Raw genomic sequence first — 20,597 nt, 5'->3', positions numbered from 1 at the left:
TTTTGGCGCCATCGTCCGCATCGTCGGGCAAGCGAGCGCGAAAATAGCCCTACCGGCGGCCTTGAAATGCCGTCCCGCCGTCCCTATTTCCATCGAGTACCGTCGGCGCGGCAGCGCGCGCGCAAGTGCGTCGGCCGGCGGTCAGCGTCGATATTCCATCCATCTCACCGATTCACGAGGATTCCCGACCATGGCGCAAGACACCATGAGCTTTCAGGCGGAAGTCAAACAGCTTCTGCAACTGATGATTCATTCGCTGTACAGCAACAAGGAAATCTTCCTGCGCGAACTGATCTCCAACGCTTCGGATGCCGCCGACAAGCTGCGCTTCGAGGCGATCAACAACGCCGCGCTGTACGAGCAGGATCCGGAACTCAAGATTCGCGTGTCGTTCGACAAGGACGCCCGCACCGTCACCATCGAGGACAACGGCATCGGCATGAGCCGCGAGGAAGCCATTGCGCATCTCGGCACGATCGCCAAGTCCGGTACCAAGGAGTTCTTCTCGCGCCTGTCGGGCGATCAGCAGAAGGACGCCGCCCTCATCGGCCAGTTCGGCGTAGGGTTTTACTCGGGCTTCATCGTCGCCGATCGCATGACGGTCGAATCGCGCCGCGCCGGGCTGCCGGCCTCCGAAGGCGTGCGCTGGTCGTCGGCGGGCGAGGGCGACTTCACGGTCGAGACCATCGAACGCGCGCCGCGCGGCACCGCCATCACGCTGCATCTGCGCGATGGCGAAGACGCGTTGCTCTCGTCCTGGCAACTCCAGTCGATCATCCGCAAGTATTCGGATCACATTTCGCTGCCGATCTTCATGCGCGGCGAGACGTGGGATGAAGAGAAGAAGGCGATGGTGCCCGCCGAGACGGACGAGACCGTCAACCAGGCGAGCGCGCTGTGGACCCGCAGCAAGAGCGAGATCACCGACGAGCAGTACACGCAGTTCTATCAGCATATCGCGCACGATATGCAGGCGCCGCTGGCCTGGACGCACAATCGCGTCGAAGGGCGCAGCGAATACACGCAACTGTTGTATGTCCCGGGCCATGCGCCATACGATCTCTGGGACCGCAACTCGCAGGGCGGCCTGAAGTTGTACGTCAAGCGCGTGTTCATCATGGACGACGCCGAACAACTGTTGCCGAACTACCTGCGCTTCGTGCGCGGGGTGGTCGACTCCGCCGATCTGCCGCTCAATGTGTCGCGCGAGATTCTGCAGGAAAGTCGCGATGTGAAGGCGATCCGCGAAGGCTGTGCGAAGCGCGTCCTCGGTCTGCTCGAGGATCTGGCCGAGAACCAGAAGGACAAGTACACGCAGTTCTGGGGCGCGTTCGGGCAGGTGCTCAAGGAAGGCACGGGCGAGGACCAGGCGAACCGCGAGCGCATTGCCAAGCTGCTGCGCTTCGCGAGCACGCACAACGACTCGGCCGAGCAGAACGTGTCGCTGGCCGACTACGTCAGCCGCATGAAGGAAGGACAGGACAAGATCTACTACGTCACGGCCGAGAGCTGGGTGGCGGCAAACCACAGCCCGCATCTGGAAGTCTTCCGCAAGAAGGGCGTGGAAGTGTTGCTGCTGACTGATCGCGTCGACGAGTGGATGCTCTCGTACGTGCACGACTTCGACGGCAAGGCGCTCGTGAGCGTTGCGCGTGGCGACCTGGATCTGGGCGCGTTGGAAGATGCCGGCGAGAAGGCCGCCCAGGAGAAGACCAGCGACGACCTCAAGCCGCTCATCGAGAAGATGAAGGAAGTGCTCGGCGACAAGGCCAAGGACGTGCGCGTGACGTTCCGTCTGACCGATTCGCCGTCGTGCCTGGTGTCGGATGAGAACGACATGAGCGGCACGCTCCAGCGATTGATGAAGGCGGCGGGGCAGAAGATGCCGGAGTTCCGTCCGATTCTCGAAATCAACCCGGAGCATGCGTTGATCCAGCGTCTGACGGCTGAGCGCGCCGATCTGGCGGACTGGGCGCAACTGCTGTTCGACCAGGCGCTGCTGGCCGAAGGCGGCAGCCTGGAAGACCCGGCCGCGTATGTGAAGCGTACCAACGCATTGCTGCTTGCGGCGCATTGAGGGCGGTAGGGCAGAGACCGCGCGGCGCCGGAGCCGCGCGGCCGCATGGCGCCTTTATAATGCCGAGCCATGACTTTCCGATTCGATGTAGGCGGGCGGCGCTGGCAGGCTGTCCCGGCGCCGGCGCTCTCGCGTCGTCATAAAGACTGGCTCACCCGGGGCGGCGCGCTCACGCGTCATCTGTCGACCCTTGGCCGCGTGAGCGTGCGTGTCGTGGCCGAGCGGGTGATGCCCGCCGACGCGGATCAATGCCATGCCCTCGGTGTGCCATTGCGCACGCCGCTATGGGCGCGCGACGTCGTGCTACTGGTCGATGGCGAGCCGGTGGTCGTGGCGCACAGCGTGACACCGCTCGCCTATAGCCGCTCGATATGGCAGGCCATGCGTCGTTTGCGCACGCGACCGCTGGCCGATCTGCTTTATCACGATCCCACCGTAACGCGCTCCGAGCTGGTGTCGTGCCCGCTTGGGCCGTGCCATCTGTTGCACGGCCGTGCGCGTCACGATGCCCGCGACCCGTTGGTCGGTGCCAATCCGCGCGCACGGCTGTGGGCGCGTCGCTCGGTCTTCGTGCGCCGCGGTGCGCCGTTGCTTGTCACCGAAGCCTTCCTGCCGCGTTTCTGGCGGCATCTGCAAGTGGCGCAGGGTGCGCGGGCTCACGACTGATGTGCGCCATGACGACGGCCTGCGTCCCGGAACGCAAACGCAACTTTCCCCCGGTGGTCGATGCGCAAACGCGCGTCCTGATTCTCGGCAGCCTGCCCGGCGATGTGTCGCTGAAGCATCAGCAGTATTACGCGCATCCGCAGAATCGCTTCTGGCATCTGGTCGGCGAGACGATCAGCGTGGCGTTGCCGTCGCTCGACTATGAAGCGAAGCTGCAGGCGCTGCTCGCGCATCGCATCGGGGTGTGGGACGTGGTGGCCGAGGCACGGCGCAAGGGCAGCCTCGACAGCAATATCCGCGACCATACGGGCAACGATCTGGTCGGTCTCATCGAGACGCTGCCCGGTCTCGAGGTGATTGCGTTCAACGGTGGCACGGCGGCCCGGTTAGGTATGAAAGCGCTTGCACGCCATGCGGATCGGTACCGGATCGTGATGCTTCCCTCCAGCAGCCCGGCGTACACACTGGCGTACGCGGAAAAGCTGCGCATGTGGCAGACATTGCAAACGTGGCTGCCTGCCGAGTCGCGTGCGGCACCGCCCGGTCATGCCGCTACGTGACGGCGCACGCAACGGCGTTCACGTTCCAAGGGCGGGCACGCATCAGGCTCGGGTTGCGCCTTTGGACGCATCGGTCGAGCCGACGACATTGCGGATCAACTGATCCATCTCCTTGATGATGTCCGCCAGCACCTGCGTGATCACCGAGAACTCCCTGCCATGTTCTCCCGCGCGAGCCGCCGAGATGCGCGCATTGATGGCGACGATGTTGGCCTGCATCGAAATTCCGCTCAGGCGCTCAACGAGATTGGCATGGCGTTTGCGCACCGCGACTTCGCAGCGGTGCATTTCCTCCTGGTAGGCCTGCGTGACGGTCTGCAACAGGTCAAGTATTGGCGTGGCCTGCGCAACCAGCCCGTCGAGGGATGACGCCTGCAAACCGGTGTCCGGCAGGGGGGCGTCTATGGCCAGTCTGACCTGGGCGATGAAATCACGGATACGTGCGTCCGCGCGCGCACTCCCAAAGTAGAGTTGCTGCAAGGCGCTGGAGAATGCGCCGGGGAAACGCTCATTGCCCGTCGCGAGATCCGAATGCGCCGATTCGAACATCGACAGGCATTGGCGTGCGATATCGCGCGCGGCCGTGTCCCCGCGCGAGGCGAGTAGCAACTGGAGGATGATCCGTTGCGACAGCATGCGCTGTCGTCCGGACAGGTTGATCAAGGTGCCGATGGTTTCGGCGGACACTTCGGCCTCGGTTGACTGGGTAGAGAAAGCGTTCATGCCATGCCTTACAGGGAGTGTCGACGCGGATGCGCACCGCGCTGACCCGCAACGAAAAAGCGCCCCGAAGCGAGATGCCTGCGAACCGGTTGCCCGGTGCTGAATCATCTCGCTTCGGGGCGCCATTGCCCGGGAGGCTCCAATTCGGAGCGTGTCATCGCGACTTGCCAGTTAGCTCTCAGGCCGCCGTTGGCCTGTGCGTTTCTTCTGCAATATCCATGCCATCGCGCATGGCGGTTGCCTCGGGCCGCGCGGCGCAGCGAAATGGTGCGGTGGGATCGGCCCGGGCACCGATCTTGTGCCGGATGCGTCATCACGACGCGTGCGTCGGGGGCATCTCGACGGGCGCGGGAAGCGAACCCGGTACAATGCGATCCCATCGGAATCTCCCGAGTTTCATTGAAGGACACATGACCCTCATCAAACGCAAATCCATCGAAGCCGAAGCGTTCGTCAGCGACGAGCGCACCGCCCGTTCCTCCCGTCCCACCTACAAGCCGCGCTTCGCGCCAGTGACGTTCTCCGAAATGGGCGGCGTGCGTTACCTGCATTTCGGCACGCCGTGGGTGCAAGGGGCGATGCGTCTGTCCAAGCCGGACCGGATCGAGCTGGAGTACGCGCAGCAGATGATGGCGTGGCTGTTGTTCATGCGCGCGCCCAAGCATGTGGTGCAACTGGGCCTCGGCACGGGGTCGCTTACCAAGTTCTCGCATCGCCACTTCTCGCGCACACAGGTCACGGCCGTAGAGCTGAACCCGGCGGTGGTCGTGGCCGCGCGCACGATGTTCAGCCTGCCGGACGACTCGCGTCGATTGAAGGTGCTGGAAGCGGATGCCTGGGATTTTGTCACCGACACCGCGAATCACGGTATGGTCGATGTGCTGCAAGTCGATCTCTACGATGCAACCGCGCGTGGCCCTGTGCACGACACGCCCGCGTTCTACAAGGCGTGCCGCGCCACGTTGCGCGAGCCGGGTGTGCTGACGACGAACCTGTTCGGTGATCACGACAGCTATCCGAAGAACATCCGCCGTCTGCGTCAGGCCTTTGACAATCGCGTGATCGAGTTCCCGGAAGTGCACGACGGCAACGTCATCGCGCTGGCGTTCAACGGCCCGCTGCTGTCGGTCGAGTGGAAGGATGTGGAAGCCCGCGCCAAGGTGGTGGAAGCCGCCACGGGCCTGCCGGCCAAGCGTTGGGTCAAGCAACTGCGTTCGGCCAACGGCGACGGCGGACCGGTGCTGACGATCTGAAGCCATCCTGCCGGCGCGTCCCGGCGCGGTGACCAGTGTCGTTGATGTGAAAAAAGCCAGCCGCGAGGCTGGCTTTTCATTGGGCGCGGCGGACGTGGCCGCCTTAGGCCGCGACTTCCTCGAGACTCAGTGCCTCACCCCCGGCCACGATCGCCAGCAGGCGGTCGACGTTCGGATGGGCCCCCGGACGGTTGCGCGCATCGGCCGTGTGCTCGCCGAAGACCGCCAGGCCGTGCTCGGCGGCCTTGGCGTCGAGTGTGCCGAAGGCCTGCTTGAGGTAATGGTACACGGCGAGCGAGCCTTGCTTGCCCGGTGCGTTCTCGATGGTCGCCACGACCGCGCCCGTGCCGTCGCGCAGCGCAATGCGCGCGATGCCCTCGATGCTGCCGATGTCGGCCATCCGTGCAAGGTTGTCCTTGAAGACCGGGGTCGGTTCGATCAATGCCATGGTGGTGCGGCTCCTGCGGTTACGTTGCGTTCGAAAAATGTGGCGGGCCGAATGGTATCACCTCGGCCCGCGGGGCTTCACGCGACGCTCACGCGCGGCGCCATTGCAGGATCGTCAGCGTCAGCACGCCAGCGATCAGGCCCCAGAACGCCGAGCCGATGGACAGCAGCGTCAGGCCCGAGGCCGTCACCATGAAGGTGATGAGTGCTGCTTCGCGCTGGCGCGTGTCGTGCATGGCGTTGGCCAGGCCGTTCATGATCGAGCCGAATAGCGCGAGGGCGGCAATCGAGACCACGAGGGCCTTCGGAAATGCAGCGAACAAGGCCGCGATGGTCGCCCCGAACGTGCCCGCGATCAGATAGAACACCCCCGACCATACGGCCGCCGTGTAGCGCTTGGCCGGGTCCTCGTGGGCTTCGCGTCCGGTGCAGATGGCCGCCGTGATGGCCGCCAGGTGAATGCCATGCGAGCCGAACGGCGCGAGCAGCACCGAGGCGATGCCCGTCGTCGAAATCAGCGGTGATGCCGGCACCTTGTAGCCGTCGGCGCGCAACACGGCGAGCCCGGGCACGTTTTGCGACGCCATCGCCACCACGAACAACGGGATCGCGATGCTGATCGTCGCCGACAGCGAGAACGACGGCGTGGTCCACACGGGTTTCGCGAGCGAGACCTCGAAGTGACTGAAATCGAGCAGGCCGATCCCCCCTGCCACGGCGGTGCCAACGATCAATGCCAGCAGAATCGCGTAGCGCGATGCGAAGCGCTTGACGACGAGATACGTGAAGAACATCGCGAGCACGAGCGCCGTCTGGTGCTGCGCCGCGACGAAGATCTCCAGCCCGATGCGAAACAGAATCCCCGCGAGCAGCGCCGACGCCAGGGCAGGCGGCACCCGGCGCATGATCGTCTCGAAGCCCCCCGTCAGACCGCACAGGGCGATCAGGGCATTGCAGACGATGAACGCGCCGATGGCCTCGCCATAGGGCACGCCCGGCAGCGACGTAATCAGCAGCGCGGCGCCCGGTGTCGACCAGGCCACCACCACCGGCGTGCGATAGCGCAGCGATAGTCCGATGGTCGTCACGCCCATGCCGATGGAGAGCGCCCAGATCCAGGACGAAATCTGCGCCGGCGTGAGATGGGCGGCCTGTCCGGCCTGGAACATCAGGATGAGCGAACTGGTGTACCCCGTCATCATGGCCACGAAGCCGGCGACGATGGCCGACGGCGACGTGTCCGCCAACGGCCGAAGGGGGGGCAGGGGAGTCGTGCTGGACGTCATGATCGGAAGCGGTCTCTTGATTCTTGTTACGTTGTAGTTGTTGCTGCGTTGTCTTGCCGCGTTGGGCGATGCCGCGCGGCGAGCCCTATTTGCTCAGCACGCGCATGGCGGACTCCAGCCCGGCGAGCGTGATCGGATACATGCGGCCCGCGAATAGCTGGCGAATGACCGAGATCGACTGGCGATATTGCCATATCGCCTCGGGTTCCGGATTGAGCCAGGCGTGATGCGGGTAGCGTTCGATGAAGCGGCGCAGCCATACCGCGCCGGCTTCCTGGTTGTTGTATTCGACCGAGCCGCCCGGTTGCAGTACCTCGTACGGACTCATCGTGGCGTCGCCCACGAAGATCAGCTTGTAATCGGGCGGGTATTTGCGCAGCACGTCCCACGTCTCGAAGCGTTCGTTGTGGCGGCGCCGGTTCTGCCGCCACAGATAGTCGTAGACGCAGTTGTGGAAGTAGTAGAACTCGAGATGCTTGAATTCGGACTTTGCCGCGGAGAACAGCGCTTCGGTGCGCGCGACATGGTCGTCCATCGAGCCGCCCACGTCGAGCAGCATCAACACCTTCACGTTGTTGTGACGCTCCGGCACGAGCTTCAGGTCGAGCCACCCGGCATTGGCTGCCGTCGCGCGAATGGTGTCGTCGAGATCCAGCTCCTCGGCGGCGCCCTCGCGCGCGAACTTGCGCAGGCGTCGCAATGCCACCTTGACGTTGCGCGTGCCGAGTTCCACGGTGTCGTCGTAGTCGCGATAGGTGCGCTGGTCCCACACCTTCACTGCGGTGCGATTGCCGTTGCTCTCGCCGCCGATGCGGATGCCTTCGGGATTGAAGCCGCCATTGCCGAACGGCGAGGTGCCGCCGGTGCCAATCCATTTGTTGCCGCCTTCGTGACGGCCTTTCTGCTCGTCGAACAGTTGCTTCAGGCGCTCCATGAGCTTGTCGAGCCCCCCCAACGCCTGAATGCGCGCCTTGTCTTCGGGCGATAATTCACGCTGCATGCGCTTCTTGAGCCAATCGAGCGGCACCTCGCCCGAGGCGTCGACGATCTGCTGCACGCCTTTGAAATACGCGCCGAAAGCCTGATCGAACTTGTCGTAGTGCTTCTCGTCCTTGATCAGCGAGAGACGCGCCAGGTAGTAGAACTCGTCGAGCGAGGGCGCGATGACCTGACGCTGCAGCGCTTCGAGCAGCGTCAGGTATTCCTTGACCGAGACCGGCAGTTTCGCCGCGCGCAAGGTATAGAAGAAGTCGATCAGCATGACGGCGTTGCGCTTATCGGTTGGCGCGATTCATGAAGACGAGGCGCTCGAACAGGTGCATGTCCTGTTCGTTCTTGAGCAGCGCACCGGCCAGCGGTGGGATCGCGAGCTTGTTGTCGGCGCTGCGCAGCGCTTGCGGGCCGATTTCTTCGGCCATCAGCAGCTTGAGCCAGTCGATCAGCTCCGAGGTCGACGGTTTCTTCTTGAGTCCGGGGATTTCGCGCACTTCGAAGAAGGTCGCCATCGCGGCGTTCACCAACTCGCGGCGAATGTTCGGGAAATGCACGTCGATGATCGACTGCATCGTCGACGGTTCGGGAAACTTGATGTAGTGGAAGAAGCAGCGGCGCAGGAAAGCGTCGGGCAACTCCTTTTCGTTGTTCGACGTGATGATGACCAGCGGACGGTGGCGCGCCTTCACGAGTTGGCGCGTCTCGTACACATAGAACTCCATGCGGTCGAGTTCGCGCAGCAGGTCGTTGGGGAATTCGATGTCGGCCTTGTCGATCTCGTCGATGAGCAGCACGACAGGGCGCTCGGCCTCGAAGGCCTGCCAGAGCACGCCCTTGACGATGTAGTTGGCGATATCGCGCACCCGCTCGTCGCCCAGTTGCGAATCGCGCAGGCGCGAGACGGCGTCGTATTCGTAAAGGCCTTGCTGGGCCTTGGTGGTGGACTTCACGTGCCATTGCAGCAGCGGCATGTCGAGTGCGGCGGCGACTTCCTCCGCGAGCATCGTCTTGCCGGTGCCGGGTTCGCCCTTGATGAGCAGCGGTCGTTGCAGCGTGGCCGCCGCATTGACGGCGAGCTTGAGGTCGTCGGTGGCGACGTACTGGGAAGAGCCTTCGAAGCGCATTGTCTGAGCCGTCCGCAAACAGCCGGCCAACCGGCCGGGCAGGGAAAAAGTTCAGTATAAGACATTGCGCATACGGCCCGCTCGGACAGTGAAAATTGACTGTGACATCAAAGGCTTGCGGGGAAACTTCGGAGAACTGTGCGGGTCAGCCCCGAGTTTGCGATGCGAAAAGTGTGGGTTACAATCGATTGCTTTTTTCACAGGACGGCGGCCTTGGAGTCGGGACGCCGACCTGCGTGTTGCGGGCCGGTATTCCAACCAAAAACGTTCCCAAGAAGACCATGAAAAAGTTCCTCACGATGATGGCGCTGGCGCTCGGCAGCACGTCGTTCATGTCGCTCGGCGCGGCGCATGCGGCCGATCTCAAGCCCAATCTCGACGCGGCAAAGGACAAGGTTGCCATGTGTATTGGCTGCCACGGCATTCCCGACTATCGCACCGCGTTTCCCGAGGTGTATCACGTGCCCCGGATCGGCGGGCAGAATGCGAAGTACCTTGAAAACGCCCTGAAGGAGTACGCCAAGGGCGACCGCAAGTTCCAGACGATGCATGGCATCGCAGCCACGTTGACCGATCAGGACATCGTCGACATTGCCGCTTACTACGCGGCGCAGACGGCGTCGACGCCGGTCAATCCCGAGAAGTAAAACGTGCGTGGCTGAGGAGAACACGATGAAGCATTCGAAGGTAAAGGCCGCCGCGGCGGTATCCCTGGCGCTCGGCGTCATGCTCGCGGGTGGCGCCGGCTCGGCATTCGCCGCCGGCAACGTCGCCAATGGACGTGCGCTCGTCGAGAAAGGCATGTGCGCAAGCTGCCATGGCGCCAATCTGAACGCGCCGATCAGCCCCGAGTATCCGAAGCTGGCTGGCCAGTACGCAGACTACGTGTATAACGCGCTGCGGGCTTATCAGAACGAAACCAGCCTGATTTATGGTCGCAGCAACGCGATCATGAAGGCGCAGGTCATGTCCAATCCCGCCGCGCTCGACAAGGGCGGCAAGCCGCGTCCGTTCACCTCGCAGGAGCTGAGGGACATTTCGGTGTATATCGAATCGCTGCCCGGCGATCTCGTCACGAAGAAGTAAGCGGTCAAGCGGTCCGCCGGCGATGTCCGGCGTCGGCACCAGGAGCGACGGTGGCCCACAGGGGCGACCGTCGTTGCTTTCATCGATGCCGCAGGCCGGTGCGCCGGTGCGCCAGTTCGCCGAACTGGGGCGTCAGCGCGACGCTTCCTGCTCGATGCGCTGCAAGTAGGCGTCCGAGTCGGGCGGCTGGCCGCTGCGTTGCGCTTCCCAAAGCGTTTGCCCCAGGCACTCCATGATGCGGTGCTGCGCCTCGTGCGGCGAGTCAAGCCGCTGGCTCAGTTTCTCGTAGGCGGCACGAATGCCCGGCGGCTGGTCGATCGAGACCTGCTCGCTGATCGCCAGGTGCATCGACAGATGCAGGAACGGGTTGGTCTGTCCGGCCTCGGGCGAGTAGTCGCGGGCGCTGGCGTCTTCGGTGTCGGACAGCGCGTCGTGATACTCGGGATGGGCTTGGATCCAGTCGGCGGCCATGGTCTCGAGCGGCGTAAGAATGCCGCCGCTGCGCTGCTTGTGCCAGGTGGTGCAGAAGAATTGCCGAACTTCGTCGCGGCTCGGATTGAACATGGGGACTCCGTGGGGTTCTGATGTCGCCGCTTGCGGCGTGCCGTGCCTTGACTACAATGGCGAATCGATAGTCACCGTGCGTCGGGCTCGGCGCAGGCGAAACGCGTCGGTAATGCCTGAAAATCACGCCGTATTGTCGCTCAATTCGCCTACTCATGTCGCAAAGCCCTCACGCCCACGCCCCCTGCGGCGACGTCGCCGTCATGCCGCCCGCCCCCCGTCCTTCGGCCTGGGCCGGCGTCGCGCTGATTGCCGTGTCGGCGTCCGCGTTTGGCGCCATGGCCATCTTCGCTCGGGCGGCCGCGGCATCCGGTGCCGACATCTTCGCGATGCTGTTGTTTCGCTTTTTCGTCGCCGCGATCCTATTGCTGGCCTGGTGCCGGTTGCAGCGGGTGCGCTTCCCGTCGCGCCGTCAGGCGCTCGGCATTGCGCTGATGGGCGGCATCGGTTACGTCGGCCAGTCACTTTGCTATTTCGGGGCGCTGCAATACGCGCAGGCGTCGCTCGTCGCGCTGCTGCTCTATCTCTACCCGGTCTTTGTGACGATCCTCGCGGCGATCTTTCTGCATGAACGCCTCACGCCCGTGACGCTCGGCGCGCTCGTGCTCTGCTCGCTGGGCACGGCGCTCACCGTCGGGGGCGGGCAGGGGCAGCCACTGGGCATGGCGCTGGCCGTGGCGGCGGCGTTGATCTATTCAGGCTATATCGTGATCGGCGCACGGCTGACGCGAGGGGTCGATGCCCGCGCGACCGCCACGCTCGTCTGTCTGGCCGCCACGGTCTCCTTCGGGGGGATGGCGGCGGTGCGCGCCATGCAAGGGCGGTCGCTGCAATGGCCCGAAGCTGCCGGAGGCTGGGCGGCGCTCGCCGCCATTGCGGTCTGTTCGACAGTCGTCGCCATTCTGACCTTCTTCGCCGGTTTGCAGCGCCTGGGGGCGGGGCGCGCGTCCATGCTCTCGACGCTCGAACCGGTGGTCACCGTATGCCTCGCGGCGATGCTGCTGGGCGAAACGCTCACGGCGGCGCAACTGGGCGGCGGCGTGCTGATTCTGGCGGGCGTGGTCTGGTTGTCGGCGCGCGGCGCCGCCGCAACTCCCTGATCTCGCGGGCATTTATTCCGCGCCAGCGCGTGTCGTGCGGCAACGGTACAATCGCCGATCGTTTGCCATTCACCTCCTGAGGTCCATCGTCATGAGCATCATCGCCAAAGAAGCCATCGCCCAACTCTTCACCGATGCCCGCACGCACAACGTGTGGCTCGACACGCCGGTCAGCGATGCAACGCTGCGTGAGCTGTACGACCTCGTCAAATGGGGCCCGACGTCGGCCAATACCACGCCCGCGCGCGTGGTCTTCGTGAAGAGCCCGGAAGCGAAGAACCAACTGCTCGAATGCATGGCGCCGGGCAATGTCGACAAGACCCGGTCCGCCCCCGTGACCGCCATCATCGCGTACGACCTGAAGTTCTACGAACACCTGCCCAAGCTGTTCCCGAACGGTGCCGACAAGATGGTGCCGATGTTCTCGAGCGACCCGGCCAAGGCCGCGGCTGCCGCGCACATGAACAGCTCGCTGCAAGGCGGCTACTTCATCCTCGCCGCCCGCGCGCTGGGCCTCGACTGCGGGCCGATGGCCGGCTTCGACGCCCAGAAGGTCAACGACACCTTCTTCGCTGGCACCGAGTGGCGTGTGAACTTCATCTGCAATCTGGGCTACGGCGATCACGGCAAGTTGTTCCCGCGCAATCCGCGCCTGTCGTTCGACGAGGCAGCCCGCATCATCTGAGCGGGATTTGCCGCGCGCAGAGACGCGTCTCGGCGCGCACGAAATAAACGGGCGGTTCCGGAATCGGGGCCGCCCGTTGTCGTTCGGGGCATGGGGGGAGGACGTCGTTGCCGAGGGCGCCAGTCAGGCCTTCGGTGCGGGCGTCTTGGGACGGAAGTCGCACAGCGGTTCGATGGCGCAATGCCAGCACTCGGGCTTGCGCGCCTTGCAGACATAGCGGCCGTGCAGGATGAGCCAGTGATGGGCGTCGTGCTTGAACTCGCGTGGGATGACGCGCTCCAGCGCCAGTTCCACGGCCAGCGGGTCCTTGCCGGGCGCGAGACCCGTACGATTCGCCACGCGGAAGATGTGCGTATCGACGGCAATCGTGTCCTCGCCAAACGCGGTGTTGAGCACCACGTTGGCCGTCTTGCGACCGACGCCCGGCAGCGTTTCGAGCGCTTCGCGCGAGCGGGGTACTTCGCCGCCATGTGCATCGAGCAGCAACCGGCAGGTCGCGATGACGTTCTTGGCCTTGGTGCGGTACAACCCGATGGTCTTGATGTAGTCGGCGACACCGGCCTCGCCCAGCGCGAGCATCTTCGCCGGGGTGTTGGCCACCGCATAAAGCTTGCGGGTGGCCTTGTTCACGGAGACGTCGGTCGCCTGGGCCGAGAGCAGCACCGCGATCAACAACTCGAATGGCGACGTGTACTCCAGCTCCGTCGTCGGATGCGGATTCAACTGTTGCAGGGTCTCGAACAGAGCGCGGCGTTTGGCGTCATTCATGGCAGGTGGCGCGTGGGTTGTGGCGTGTCTGTCTTGTGATTTGGCGACGGCGTGTTCAGCCGCCTGTCTGGTCTTCAGGCGGGGCGTTGTCGGCACGTGAGGGCGCGTCGTCGTCCGCCGTAAGGCCCAGGCGCTTGCGCCGGGCTTGCGCTTCATCGATCTGCGCCTGCACGGCGGCGGAGACATGCTCCGTGTTCTTCGGCCCGAGCCCTTCGGCCGCCAGTGCGGCCTTCTTCTCCCTCGCGCGTGCCAGGGCCGCCTGAATGATGGCCTGCTTGCGGGCCGCCGCCGCGGCGGCTTCATCGGCCACCGGGGAAGACGCCGACACCGCTGGCGCCGTCTGCGCCGCTGGCGGCGCGTCGCTCTCGATGGCGCTTGCGGTAGGGCCGCCGGGCGCTACGCGTGCGGCCCGCGCGGCCAGACGCGCTTCGCGCGCCGCCCGGTCCTTCGCGAGACGGGCCTGGTGTGCCTCGAAATGCGAGCGCGCGTCATCGGCTTGCGTCTGGGACCAGGCGTCCCAGCCGGTGCGCTCGCCGGTGACCGGCACCATGTCGATACAGTCGACGGGGCAGGGCGGTACGCAGAGATCGCAGCCGGTGCAGCGGTCTTCGATCACGGTATGCATCAGCTTGGCGGCGCCGACAATGGCGTCGACAGGGCATGCCTGCACGCAGAGCGTGCAGCCGATGCATAGCGACTCGTCGATGATGGCGCGAGGGCGGGGTCGCTCTGCACCATTGTCCGGATTCAGCGCAATGATGGGGCGATCCAGCAGCTTGGCCAGACGCGCGACGCCCTCGGCGCCGCCCGGCGGGCACTGGTTGTAGCTGGCTTGCCCGCTGGCGATGGCGTCGGCATAGGGGCGGCACCCGGCGTAACCGCACTTGGTGCACTGCGTCTGGGGCAAAAGGGCATCGATGCGCTGGGCGAGCGCGCTAACTTCGGACACGTCGTTTGAGGGGGATTCGGCGGAAAGTCGAATTATCCTGCATTTTCCGGAAACACTGAAACCGATGTGCCATAATTCCGCCCGATGAGAACGATCGGCCGATCATGACAACACCTCAAACCAAGATCAAACGCGACCCCGAACGCACTCGCCAGCGCATTCTTGCCGCGGCGATCGAGGAGTTTGCGGAACGGGGTTCAAGCGGTGCGCGCGTGGACAGCATCGCACGCCGAGCCGATATCAATGAACGCATGTTGTATTACTACTTCGGCAACAAGGACCAGCTCTACCTGGCGGTGCTCGAAGAGGTCTATGGCGAGTTCAACCGTGCCGAACACGCACTCAGGCTCGAGGTGCTGGCGCCGCTCGACGCCGTGGCCGCACTGGCGCACTTCGTATGGGACTATTACGCCGACCATCCGGAGCTGATTCGATTGATCAACAACGAGAATCTGCACGACGCGAAGTCGATGCGTCAGTCGACCGAGATTCGCCAGCAGGTCTCGCCGATTGTCGAACTGCTCGCGCAGACGCTCAAGCGGGGCGAGGTCAGTGGGGAAATCCGGCCGGGGGTCGATCCGGTCGACCTGTACGTGACGATCTCGGCCATGGGGTATTACGTGATGTCGAACCGCCATACGCTGTCGATCGTGATGGGACGCGACTTCATGGCGAGCGACGCGCGCACGTCGTATTCGTCTTTCAACACGCAAATGCTGCTGGATTCGTTGCGTACGCGATGATCGGTTGAGTGCGTACGGTGCCACGCACACCGCCCGTCAAAACAAAACCGCCGCGAGGGCTGACGCCCCGCGGCGGTTTTGCATTGGCCGTTCGGGTCACCGGCGGCTGGTTCAGGCGTGCTTGGCGATGAAGTCGCGAATCTGCGGATAGATCACGTTGCGCCAGCGGCTGCCGGAGAAAATACCGTAATGGCCGCACGCCGGGGCGGTGAAATGCGCGCGTTGCTTGGCGGGGATGCCGACGCACAGCTCATGCGCGGCTTGCGTCTGACCGCTGCCGGAGATGTCGTCAAGCTCGCCTTCGATGGTGAAGAGCGCCGTGGTCTTGATGTCTTGTGGGCGAACCCGCTGGCCGGCCACATCCCACGTACCGCGCGCGAGGCTGAAGTCCTGGAAAACGGTCTTGATCGTGTCGAGGTAGTATTCGGCGGCCATGTCGAGCACCGCGTTGTACTCATCGTAGAAACGACGATGCGAGTCGGCATCGTCATTGTCGCCACGCATCAGATCCAGATAGAAATCCCAGTGCGACTTCAGATGACGGTCGGGATTCATCGCCACGAACCCGGCATGCTGCAGGAAGCCCGGGTAGACCAACCGGCCCGAGCCAGGATAGTTGGCGGGCACCGGATGGATGACGTGGTTCTCGAACCACTCGTACGACTTGTTTGTCGCAAGCGAGTTGACCGACGTCGGGCATTTACGCGCGTCGATCGGGCCGCCCATCATCGTCATGGTCTTGGGCGTCGTTTCACCGTTCGATGCCATCAGCGAGATCGCGCCGAGCACCGGCACGGTTGGCTGGCACACCGAAATGACATGCAGGTTTTCCGCGCCGATGTGGCGAATGAACTCCTGGATGTACGCAACGTAGTCGTCCAGATGAAACGTGCCGTCCTCGAGCGGCACCATGCGGGCATCGACCCAGTCGGTGATGTAGACCTTGTGATCCTTGAGCAGCGTGGTGACCGTGTCGCGCAGCAGCGTGGCGTGGTGGCCGGAGAGCGGGGCGACCACGAGCACGACCGGGTCGTCCTTGAGTTGCCCGACGGCGCTGGCGTCGTCGGCGTAACGCTTGAAGCGCAGCAGGCGACAGAACGGCTTTTCCATCGCGGTCATTTCCACGACCGGAATGTTATGGCCGTCGACGTTGACCGCCTTGATGTTGAACTCTGGCTTTTCGTAGTCCTTGCCGAGCCGGTAGAGCAACTCGTATCCCGCGGCAATACGTGGGGCGCCCGGCATCATGGCCAGCAGGCTGCCCGGGTTGACGAACGTGGTCGCTGCGGCCTTGGCCCAGGTGGTAAGGGGATTCAACCACGCACGATTGTACTCATGAATCTGATACAGCATGTTGTGTGCCCTGACGCGGAGGATGGGGGAATTATGCAACCGTTTATCGTGGCGGTGCAACGCAGCATAACCCTGATATATGGCATTTCCGCATCATGGCGATAGCTGTTGCCTATTTTGACGATTGTTATCGATTATCGTTGCTGCGCCGCAACAAATTCGGAGGCAACGCAACCCCGGCGTCAAGCCGTTCGTGCGTATCACGGTTGACCTGAAACCTTATGCGGGACGATGGGAGGGTCTTTGCGGCGCCGCTTTGCAGAGCCGCTGGATGGGCCGGGCGCCACATAAGCGATCAGTTCGTGTTGGCGGCATGCCCGATCACCTGGCGTTGCGCGCGCACGAGATCGCTCGGTATCTCCAGATGCGACTGCATCAACGCCGCGAACCACTCATGGAAGACAGCCAGTCGTCGCGAACGCTGGCGGCGGTGCGGGTAGAGCAAGGACACCGGCATGGCGGCGGCGCGACAGGCTGGCATGACCTCCACCAACTGCCCTGAGTCCAACAGGTGCTGGACGTCGAAGCGCGGGATCTGAATCAGCCCCAGCCCTGCCAGGCAGCAGGCGATGTAGCTTTCGGCATTGTTCGCGATCACCCGGCTCGGCACCTCGAGCCATTGCGTGCTGCCGTCGCCCGACGGGGACTCCCAAGGCAACTCCCGGCCAGTTTTGGGAGACGCATACCCCACGGCCCAGTGCCCATCAGGCAGGTCCCCGGGCTGCATGGGTTCCCCATGCTCGTGCAAATAGGCCGGACTCGCACAATTGATCAAGGCGATGTGGCCCAGCGGCCGCACCACGAGGCTACTGTCATGCAGTGCGCCGATGCGTACCGCGCAGTCCACGCCTTCCTGCACCAGATCGATGGCGCGGTCAGACGAACCCAGAATCAGTTGAAGCCTCGGGTGGCGACGCAGCAGGCCGGGCAGCGCAGGCGCGATCACGCGGCGAGCGATACGACTGGGCGCATCGATGATGAGCCGGCCGGAGACTTGGCGCTGGTTGGCCTGGAACAACTGGTCGATATCTTCCACTTCGGCCAGCAGGGGACGCACGCGATCCAGCAACTGCTCTCCATCGGGCGTCAGGCGTACCTGGCGCGTTGTCCGGTTCAGCAAGCGGACGCCCAATTGCGTCTCCAACTGCTGGATGGCCGCAGACACCGAGGCGCGCGGCACGTTCAACGCGTGGGCTGCCTTGATGAAGCTACCCATCTCGGCGACCTTGGCGAATACGCGGTACTGGTCGAATCGGTCCATGTCTTTAGTCTGTCGAGGATCGAGAAGTCAGCCTGCAAACCCTCCTTGGTCCAGGAAGGCTTGTTCGGCCTCGGTCGTCCTTCGCCCCTGCAGCGGATTGCGGTGAGGGAATCGGCCGAAGCGCTCAATGATGGCCTTGTGCCCCAGCGCATGATCGACCCAGGGGTGCCCCAATGTCCGATGCAAATCCACGGAGCGGCATTGGTCGCCCAGGTCCTTCGAGTGCGCGAATGGCAGGTAGAAGAATAGCCGCAATCGCGGTTCCACCTGCCAGTCCAGGGATCGGCAGTTCCTCGGCGAGGCGATAGCCATGCGGCATGCCGGTACGCAGGTTCCACGCCGACACCGCCAGCCAGGCGACCGGGAACAGGCCCGCAGCGATGGTGCGGTGCGCGGCTGGTGTCAGCCGAACCGGCAGCGTTGCGAACCCTAGCCCCACTGCGATAAAGATCACGGTCCGAATGAGGGTCTCACTTGGTCGTGTAGCCGCCGTTGATCAGAATCGTTTGCCCTGTGATCCACCAGCCGTCGCTGACCAGATGGCGAATGAAGGGCACCACATCCTCGATATCGGTCAGGCCGGTCTTGCTGAACGGCGAGAGCGCAGCGGCTGTCTTGTGGTACGCCACTGCATCGGCACCTTCGGCCGGATAGAAGAAAGGCGTATCCATCGGACCGGGCCCGACCGCCGTCACCGAAATGCCGCGTGCACCGAATTCCTTGGATGCCGCGCGCGTGTAGTGCTCCACGGGCGCCTTGGTGCCGGCATAGGCGGCATAGAACGGGGTGAAGGCACCCAGCAGCGATGTCACCAGGGTGCAGATCTTGCCGTTGTCGTTGAGATGCTTGCCGGCTTCCTTGAGAAAGAAGAAAGCGGTCTTGGCGTTGACGGCCGTCATCTCGTCGTACTCGGCTTCGCTGATCTCAGTCATCGGCTTCTTGAGCACCTTGCCCACCGTGTTGATGGCGATGTCCGGCTTGCCGAGCGCGGCGATGGCGTCGGCGAACAGCGTCTCGACGGCACCGGCTGTCGTCAGGTCACCCTGAAGGGCGACCGCCTGCGCACCGCTGGCCTGGATGGCGGCCACGGTCGCATCGGCATCGGCCCTGGAGCCAGCGCTGTTGTAGTGGATCGCAATGGCTTTGGCGCCTTGGGCGGCCAGATCCCGGGCAATCAGGCCGCCGAGGTTCTTGGCGCCGCCGGCGATGAGAACGACCTTGCCTCGAATGGAATGGTCTGCCATGGGAATTCTCCTTCATGAATCGGGGGAGAATCGAGCTTAAGGCGCTTCGTCCTGGCGATAAACTGGCAGTGACTGGATGGATAATCCAGAAAAACAGCCCAATCATGACTATCCGGAGAGACGGCGCATGCAATTCATGACGGCATGAATGACGCTCGAATGGTCAGGTTCACTCGATTGAGGGCCTCGTCGCTGGACCACACGAGGGGAAGCCGGGGCACGTTTCGGAAAGCACCGATATAGGACGGACGCGCCTGAGTGATTGATAAACCTGCGTAATTGATAAACCTGCGGTATCTGGCCTCGGCGTAGTCGAGCGACATGCGGTACCGGCGTCATCGTGAAACAAAAAAGCCCGCCGGATGGCGGGCTTGTCATCGATGGCGCTTGATGCGCTTAGCGCATCACTTGAGCGATGGCCGAGGCGACGCGATCGATGTTCTTGTCGTTGAGCGCAGCCACGCAAATGCGGCCCGTGCTCACGGCGTAGATGCCGAACTCTTCACGCAGGCGTTCGACTTGGTCGGCCGTGAGGCCCGAGTACGAGAACATGCCGCGTTGCTTGATCACGAACGAGAAATCGCGCTCCACGCCATGCGCACGCAGCTTCTCGACCAGTGCGAGACGCATTGCGCGGATGCGCTCACGCATTTCAGCCAGTTCCTCTTCCCACAGGGCGCGCAGTTCGGCGCTGCCCAGCACGGCGGCGACGACCGAGCCACCGTGCGTCGGCGGGTTTGAGTAGTTGGTGCGGATCACGCGCTTGAGCTGCGAGAGCACGCGGGCCGACTCGTCCTTGTTGCCGGTCACGATCGACAGGGCGCCCACGCGCTCACCGTACAGCGAGAACGACTTCGAGAATGAGCTGGACACGAAGAAGTCCAGGCCGGCGGCGGCGAACAGACGCACCACGGCGGCGTCGGCGTCGATGCCGTCACCGAAACCCTGATACGCGATGTCGAGGAACGGCACCAGCTTGCGGGCCTTTACGACCTCGACGACTTGTGCCCACTGGTCCATTGACAGGTCGACGCCGGTCGGGTTGTGGCAGCACGCGTGCAGCACGACGATCGTGCCTTCGGGTTCCTTGCCGAGCATGTCGAGCATGCCCGAAAGGTTCACGCCATGCGTTTCGGCGTCGTAGTACGGGTACGAGACCACGTTGAAGCCAGCCTGCATGAACAGCGCACGATGGTTTTCCCAGCTCGGGTCGCTGATGGCGACGGTGGCGTTCGGGTTCAGTTGCTTCAGGAAGTCGGCGCCGATCTTGAGGGCACCGGTGCCGCCCAGGGCTTGCGCGGTGACCACGCGGCCTTCGGCCAGCACGGGCGATTCCTTGCCGAACAGCATTTCCTGCACGGCCTTGTCATAGGCGGCAATGCCTTCGATTGGCAGATAGCCGCGCGGCAGTCCGGCGGCGACGCGTTGTTCTTCGGCTGCCTTCACGGCCTTGAGCAGGGGCAGTTTGCCTTCCGCGTTGAAATACACGCCCACACCCAGGTTCACCTTCTCGGTGCGGTGATCGGCGTTGTAGGCTTCGTTCAGGCCAAGGATAGGGTCGCGCGGGGCGAGTTCGACAGCGGAGAACAGGGTCATTTCGACGGCTCGAGGCAGGTGGTAGAAAAACGCGGCGGGTCGGTGGCAGTTGACGCGCGATCCGCTCAACGTGCCATTTTAGCGAAGATTACCCACGCTTGTGGGAAACACCGGCGCGC

The 20,597-nt window shown here is 63.8% G+C and carries 22 protein-coding genes; 9 read left to right on the top strand and 13 right to left on the bottom strand.

Annotated elements, in window-relative coordinates:
• Positions 1 to 190 precede the first annotated feature (190 nt).
• From htpG to PTE31013_RS08980, 3 genes are all read left to right on the top strand, one after another.
• Complete coding sequence (htpG, locus tag PTE31013_RS08990) at positions 191 to 2,077, top strand: molecular chaperone HtpG (RefSeq protein ID WP_150612466.1); 1,887 nt, start codon at positions 191 to 193, stop codon at positions 2,075 to 2,077.
• A 69-nt stretch (positions 2,078 to 2,146) separates the two neighbouring features.
• Complete coding sequence (locus PTE31013_RS08985; protein ID WP_150612465.1) at positions 2,147 to 2,743, top strand: chorismate--pyruvate lyase family protein; 597 nt, start codon at positions 2,147 to 2,149, stop codon at positions 2,741 to 2,743.
• A complete protein-coding gene (locus PTE31013_RS08980; protein WP_150612464.1) occupies positions 2,743 to 3,303 on the top strand; it encodes a DNA-deoxyinosine glycosylase in 561 nt (186 codons plus the stop codon). The genes PTE31013_RS08985 and PTE31013_RS08980 overlap by 1 nt, the downstream gene beginning before the upstream one ends.
• Positions 3,304 to 3,345: 42 nt before the next feature.
• On the opposite strand, the gene PTE31013_RS08975 is transcribed toward PTE31013_RS08980, so the two are convergent.
• Positions 3,346 to 4,026 carry a methyl-accepting chemotaxis protein gene (locus PTE31013_RS08975; RefSeq protein ID WP_150612463.1) on the bottom strand — a complete coding sequence of 227 codons (681 nt, stop codon included), beginning with the start codon at positions 4,024 to 4,026 and terminating at the stop codon, positions 3,346 to 3,348.
• Between the two features lie 410 nt (positions 4,027 to 4,436).
• On the opposite strand from PTE31013_RS08975, the gene PTE31013_RS08970 reads away from it, so the two are divergent.
• A complete protein-coding gene (locus PTE31013_RS08970; protein WP_150612462.1) occupies positions 4,437 to 5,279 on the top strand; it encodes a spermine/spermidine synthase domain-containing protein in 843 nt (280 codons plus the stop codon).
• Positions 5,280 to 5,382: 103 nt separating this feature from the next.
• On the opposite strand, the gene PTE31013_RS08965 is transcribed toward PTE31013_RS08970, so the two are convergent.
• The 4 genes from PTE31013_RS08965 to PTE31013_RS08950 all read right to left on the bottom strand — a co-directional run bounded on the left by PTE31013_RS08965 (position 5,383) and on the right by PTE31013_RS08950 (position 9,129).
• Complete coding sequence (locus tag PTE31013_RS08965) at positions 5,383 to 5,721, bottom strand: DUF2322 family protein (RefSeq protein ID WP_150612681.1); 339 nt, start codon at positions 5,719 to 5,721, stop codon at positions 5,383 to 5,385.
• Positions 5,722 to 5,815: 94 nt separating this feature from the next.
• Positions 5,816 to 7,012 (bottom strand): benzoate/H(+) symporter BenE family transporter, encoded by a 1,197-nt coding sequence (locus PTE31013_RS08960; protein WP_150612461.1) that lies wholly within the window; start codon positions 7,010 to 7,012, stop codon positions 5,816 to 5,818.
• Between the two features lie 85 nt (positions 7,013 to 7,097).
• Positions 7,098 to 8,273, bottom strand: coding sequence for a vWA domain-containing protein (locus tag PTE31013_RS08955; RefSeq protein ID WP_150612460.1), 1,176 nt, complete (start codon positions 8,271 to 8,273; stop codon positions 7,098 to 7,100).
• A 13-nt stretch (positions 8,274 to 8,286) separates the two neighbouring features.
• Entirely contained in the window at positions 8,287 to 9,129 is an 843-nt protein-coding gene (locus PTE31013_RS08950) for an AAA family ATPase (RefSeq protein ID WP_150612459.1), read from the bottom strand.
• Between the two features lie 281 nt (positions 9,130 to 9,410).
• Between PTE31013_RS08950 and PTE31013_RS08945 the strand changes: the two genes are divergently transcribed.
• Positions 9,411 to 9,776 carry a c-type cytochrome gene (locus tag PTE31013_RS08945; RefSeq protein WP_150612458.1) on the top strand — a complete coding sequence of 122 codons (366 nt, stop codon included), beginning with the start codon at positions 9,411 to 9,413 and terminating at the stop codon, positions 9,774 to 9,776.
• A gap of 25 nt (positions 9,777 to 9,801) precedes the next feature.
• Entirely contained in the window at positions 9,802 to 10,215 is a 414-nt protein-coding gene (locus PTE31013_RS08940; protein WP_150612457.1) for a c-type cytochrome, read from the top strand.
• A 132-nt stretch (positions 10,216 to 10,347) separates the two neighbouring features.
• Here the strand turns inward: PTE31013_RS08940 and PTE31013_RS08935 are convergent, their stop codons facing one another.
• A complete protein-coding gene (locus PTE31013_RS08935; RefSeq protein ID WP_150612456.1) occupies positions 10,348 to 10,779 on the bottom strand; it encodes a DUF1841 family protein in 432 nt (143 codons plus the stop codon).
• A gap of 203 nt (positions 10,780 to 10,982) precedes the next feature.
• Here PTE31013_RS08935 and PTE31013_RS08930 point away from each other — a divergent pair, with 203 nt between their 5' ends.
• Both PTE31013_RS08930 and PTE31013_RS08925 read left to right on the top strand, forming a co-directional pair.
• Entirely contained in the window at positions 10,983 to 11,879 is an 897-nt protein-coding gene (locus PTE31013_RS08930) for a DMT family transporter (RefSeq protein ID WP_150612455.1), read from the top strand.
• Positions 11,880 to 11,970: 91 nt separating this feature from the next.
• Complete coding sequence (locus tag PTE31013_RS08925; RefSeq protein ID WP_150612454.1) at positions 11,971 to 12,564, top strand: malonic semialdehyde reductase; 594 nt, start codon at positions 11,971 to 11,973, stop codon at positions 12,562 to 12,564.
• Between the two features lie 123 nt (positions 12,565 to 12,687).
• Here the strand turns inward: PTE31013_RS08925 and nth are convergent, their stop codons facing one another.
• Positions 12,688 to 13,332: an endonuclease III gene (gene nth / locus PTE31013_RS08920; RefSeq protein ID WP_150612453.1), complete on the bottom strand. Its 645-nt coding sequence runs from the start codon at positions 13,330 to 13,332 to the stop codon at positions 12,688 to 12,690.
• A 55-nt stretch (positions 13,333 to 13,387) separates the two neighbouring features.
• Entirely contained in the window at positions 13,388 to 14,281 is an 894-nt protein-coding gene (gene rsxB / locus PTE31013_RS08915; protein WP_150612452.1) for an electron transport complex subunit RsxB, read from the bottom strand.
• A gap of 104 nt (positions 14,282 to 14,385) precedes the next feature.
• Between rsxB and PTE31013_RS08910 the strand changes: the two genes are divergently transcribed.
• On the top strand, positions 14,386 to 15,024 hold the full coding sequence (locus tag PTE31013_RS08910; RefSeq protein WP_150612451.1) for a TetR/AcrR family transcriptional regulator: 639 nt from the start codon (positions 14,386 to 14,388) through the stop codon (positions 15,022 to 15,024).
• Positions 15,025 to 15,135: 111 nt separating this feature from the next.
• On the opposite strand, the gene PTE31013_RS08905 is transcribed toward PTE31013_RS08910, so the two are convergent.
• The 5 genes from PTE31013_RS08905 to PTE31013_RS08880 form a co-directional block, all read right to left on the bottom strand.
• A complete protein-coding gene (locus tag PTE31013_RS08905) occupies positions 15,136 to 16,377 on the bottom strand; it encodes a polyhydroxyalkanoate depolymerase (protein WP_150612450.1) in 1,242 nt (413 codons plus the stop codon).
• Positions 16,378 to 16,672: 295 nt separating this feature from the next.
• Entirely contained in the window at positions 16,673 to 17,638 is a 966-nt protein-coding gene (locus PTE31013_RS08900) for a LysR family transcriptional regulator (RefSeq protein WP_150612449.1), read from the bottom strand.
• A 27-nt stretch (positions 17,639 to 17,665) separates the two neighbouring features.
• Positions 17,666 to 17,950 (bottom strand): DUF924 family protein, encoded by a 285-nt coding sequence (locus PTE31013_RS08895; protein WP_150612448.1) that lies wholly within the window; start codon positions 17,948 to 17,950, stop codon positions 17,666 to 17,668.
• Between the two features lie 158 nt (positions 17,951 to 18,108).
• A complete protein-coding gene (locus tag PTE31013_RS08885; RefSeq protein WP_150612447.1) occupies positions 18,109 to 18,882 on the bottom strand; it encodes an SDR family oxidoreductase in 774 nt (257 codons plus the stop codon).
• Between the two features lie 396 nt (positions 18,883 to 19,278).
• Positions 19,279 to 20,478, bottom strand: coding sequence for an amino acid aminotransferase (locus tag PTE31013_RS08880; protein ID WP_150612446.1), 1,200 nt, complete (start codon positions 20,476 to 20,478; stop codon positions 19,279 to 19,281).
• Positions 20,479 to 20,597 lie beyond the last annotated feature (119 nt).

The organism is Pandoraea terrigena (genome assembly GCF_902459705.1).
Classification (GTDB): Bacteria; Pseudomonadota; Gammaproteobacteria; order Burkholderiales; family Burkholderiaceae; genus Pandoraea; species Pandoraea terrigena.
This window is presented reverse-complemented; position numbering and strand designations above follow the sequence as displayed.

Excerpts from the sequence above, each read along its gene's own strand:
- htpG (WP_150612466.1), top strand. The coding sequence starts at position 191 with ATGGCGCAAGACACCATGAGCTTTCAGGCGGAAGTCAAACAGCTTCTG.
- PTE31013_RS08985 (WP_150612465.1), top strand. The coding sequence starts at position 2,147 with ATGACTTTCCGATTCGATGTAGGCGGGCGGCGCTGGCAGGCTGTCCCG.
- PTE31013_RS08980 (WP_150612464.1), top strand. The coding sequence starts at position 2,743 with ATGTGCGCCATGACGACGGCCTGCGTCCCGGAACGCAAACGCAACTTT.
- PTE31013_RS08975 (WP_150612463.1), bottom strand. The coding sequence starts at position 4,026 with ATGAACGCTTTCTCTACCCAGTCAACCGAGGCCGAAGTGTCCGCCGAA.
- PTE31013_RS08970 (WP_150612462.1), top strand. The coding sequence starts at position 4,437 with ATGACCCTCATCAAACGCAAATCCATCGAAGCCGAAGCGTTCGTCAGC.
- PTE31013_RS08960 (WP_150612461.1), bottom strand. The coding sequence starts at position 7,012 with ATGACGTCCAGCACGACTCCCCTGCCCCCCCTTCGGCCGTTGGCGGAC.
- PTE31013_RS08955 (WP_150612460.1), bottom strand. The coding sequence starts at position 8,273 with ATGCTGATCGACTTCTTCTATACCTTGCGCGCGGCGAAACTGCCGGTC.
- PTE31013_RS08950 (WP_150612459.1), bottom strand. The coding sequence starts at position 9,129 with ATGCGCTTCGAAGGCTCTTCCCAGTACGTCGCCACCGACGACCTCAAG.
- PTE31013_RS08945 (WP_150612458.1), top strand. The coding sequence starts at position 9,411 with ATGAAAAAGTTCCTCACGATGATGGCGCTGGCGCTCGGCAGCACGTCG.
- PTE31013_RS08940 (WP_150612457.1), top strand. The coding sequence starts at position 9,802 with ATGAAGCATTCGAAGGTAAAGGCCGCCGCGGCGGTATCCCTGGCGCTC.
- PTE31013_RS08935 (WP_150612456.1), bottom strand. The coding sequence starts at position 10,779 with ATGTTCAATCCGAGCCGCGACGAAGTTCGGCAATTCTTCTGCACCACC.
- PTE31013_RS08930 (WP_150612455.1), top strand. The coding sequence starts at position 10,983 with ATGCCGCCCGCCCCCCGTCCTTCGGCCTGGGCCGGCGTCGCGCTGATT.
- PTE31013_RS08925 (WP_150612454.1), top strand. The coding sequence starts at position 11,971 with ATGAGCATCATCGCCAAAGAAGCCATCGCCCAACTCTTCACCGATGCC.
- nth (WP_150612453.1), bottom strand. The coding sequence starts at position 13,332 with ATGAATGACGCCAAACGCCGCGCTCTGTTCGAGACCCTGCAACAGTTG.
- PTE31013_RS08910 (WP_150612451.1), top strand. The coding sequence starts at position 14,386 with ATGACAACACCTCAAACCAAGATCAAACGCGACCCCGAACGCACTCGC.
- PTE31013_RS08905 (WP_150612450.1), bottom strand. The coding sequence starts at position 16,377 with ATGCTGTATCAGATTCATGAGTACAATCGTGCGTGGTTGAATCCCCTT.
- PTE31013_RS08900 (WP_150612449.1), bottom strand. The coding sequence starts at position 17,638 with ATGGACCGATTCGACCAGTACCGCGTATTCGCCAAGGTCGCCGAGATG.
- PTE31013_RS08895 (WP_150612448.1), bottom strand. The coding sequence starts at position 17,950 with ATGGCTATCGCCTCGCCGAGGAACTGCCGATCCCTGGACTGGCAGGTG.
- PTE31013_RS08885 (WP_150612447.1), bottom strand. The coding sequence starts at position 18,882 with ATGGCAGACCATTCCATTCGAGGCAAGGTCGTTCTCATCGCCGGCGGC.
- PTE31013_RS08880 (WP_150612446.1), bottom strand. The coding sequence starts at position 20,478 with ATGACCCTGTTCTCCGCTGTCGAACTCGCCCCGCGCGACCCTATCCTT.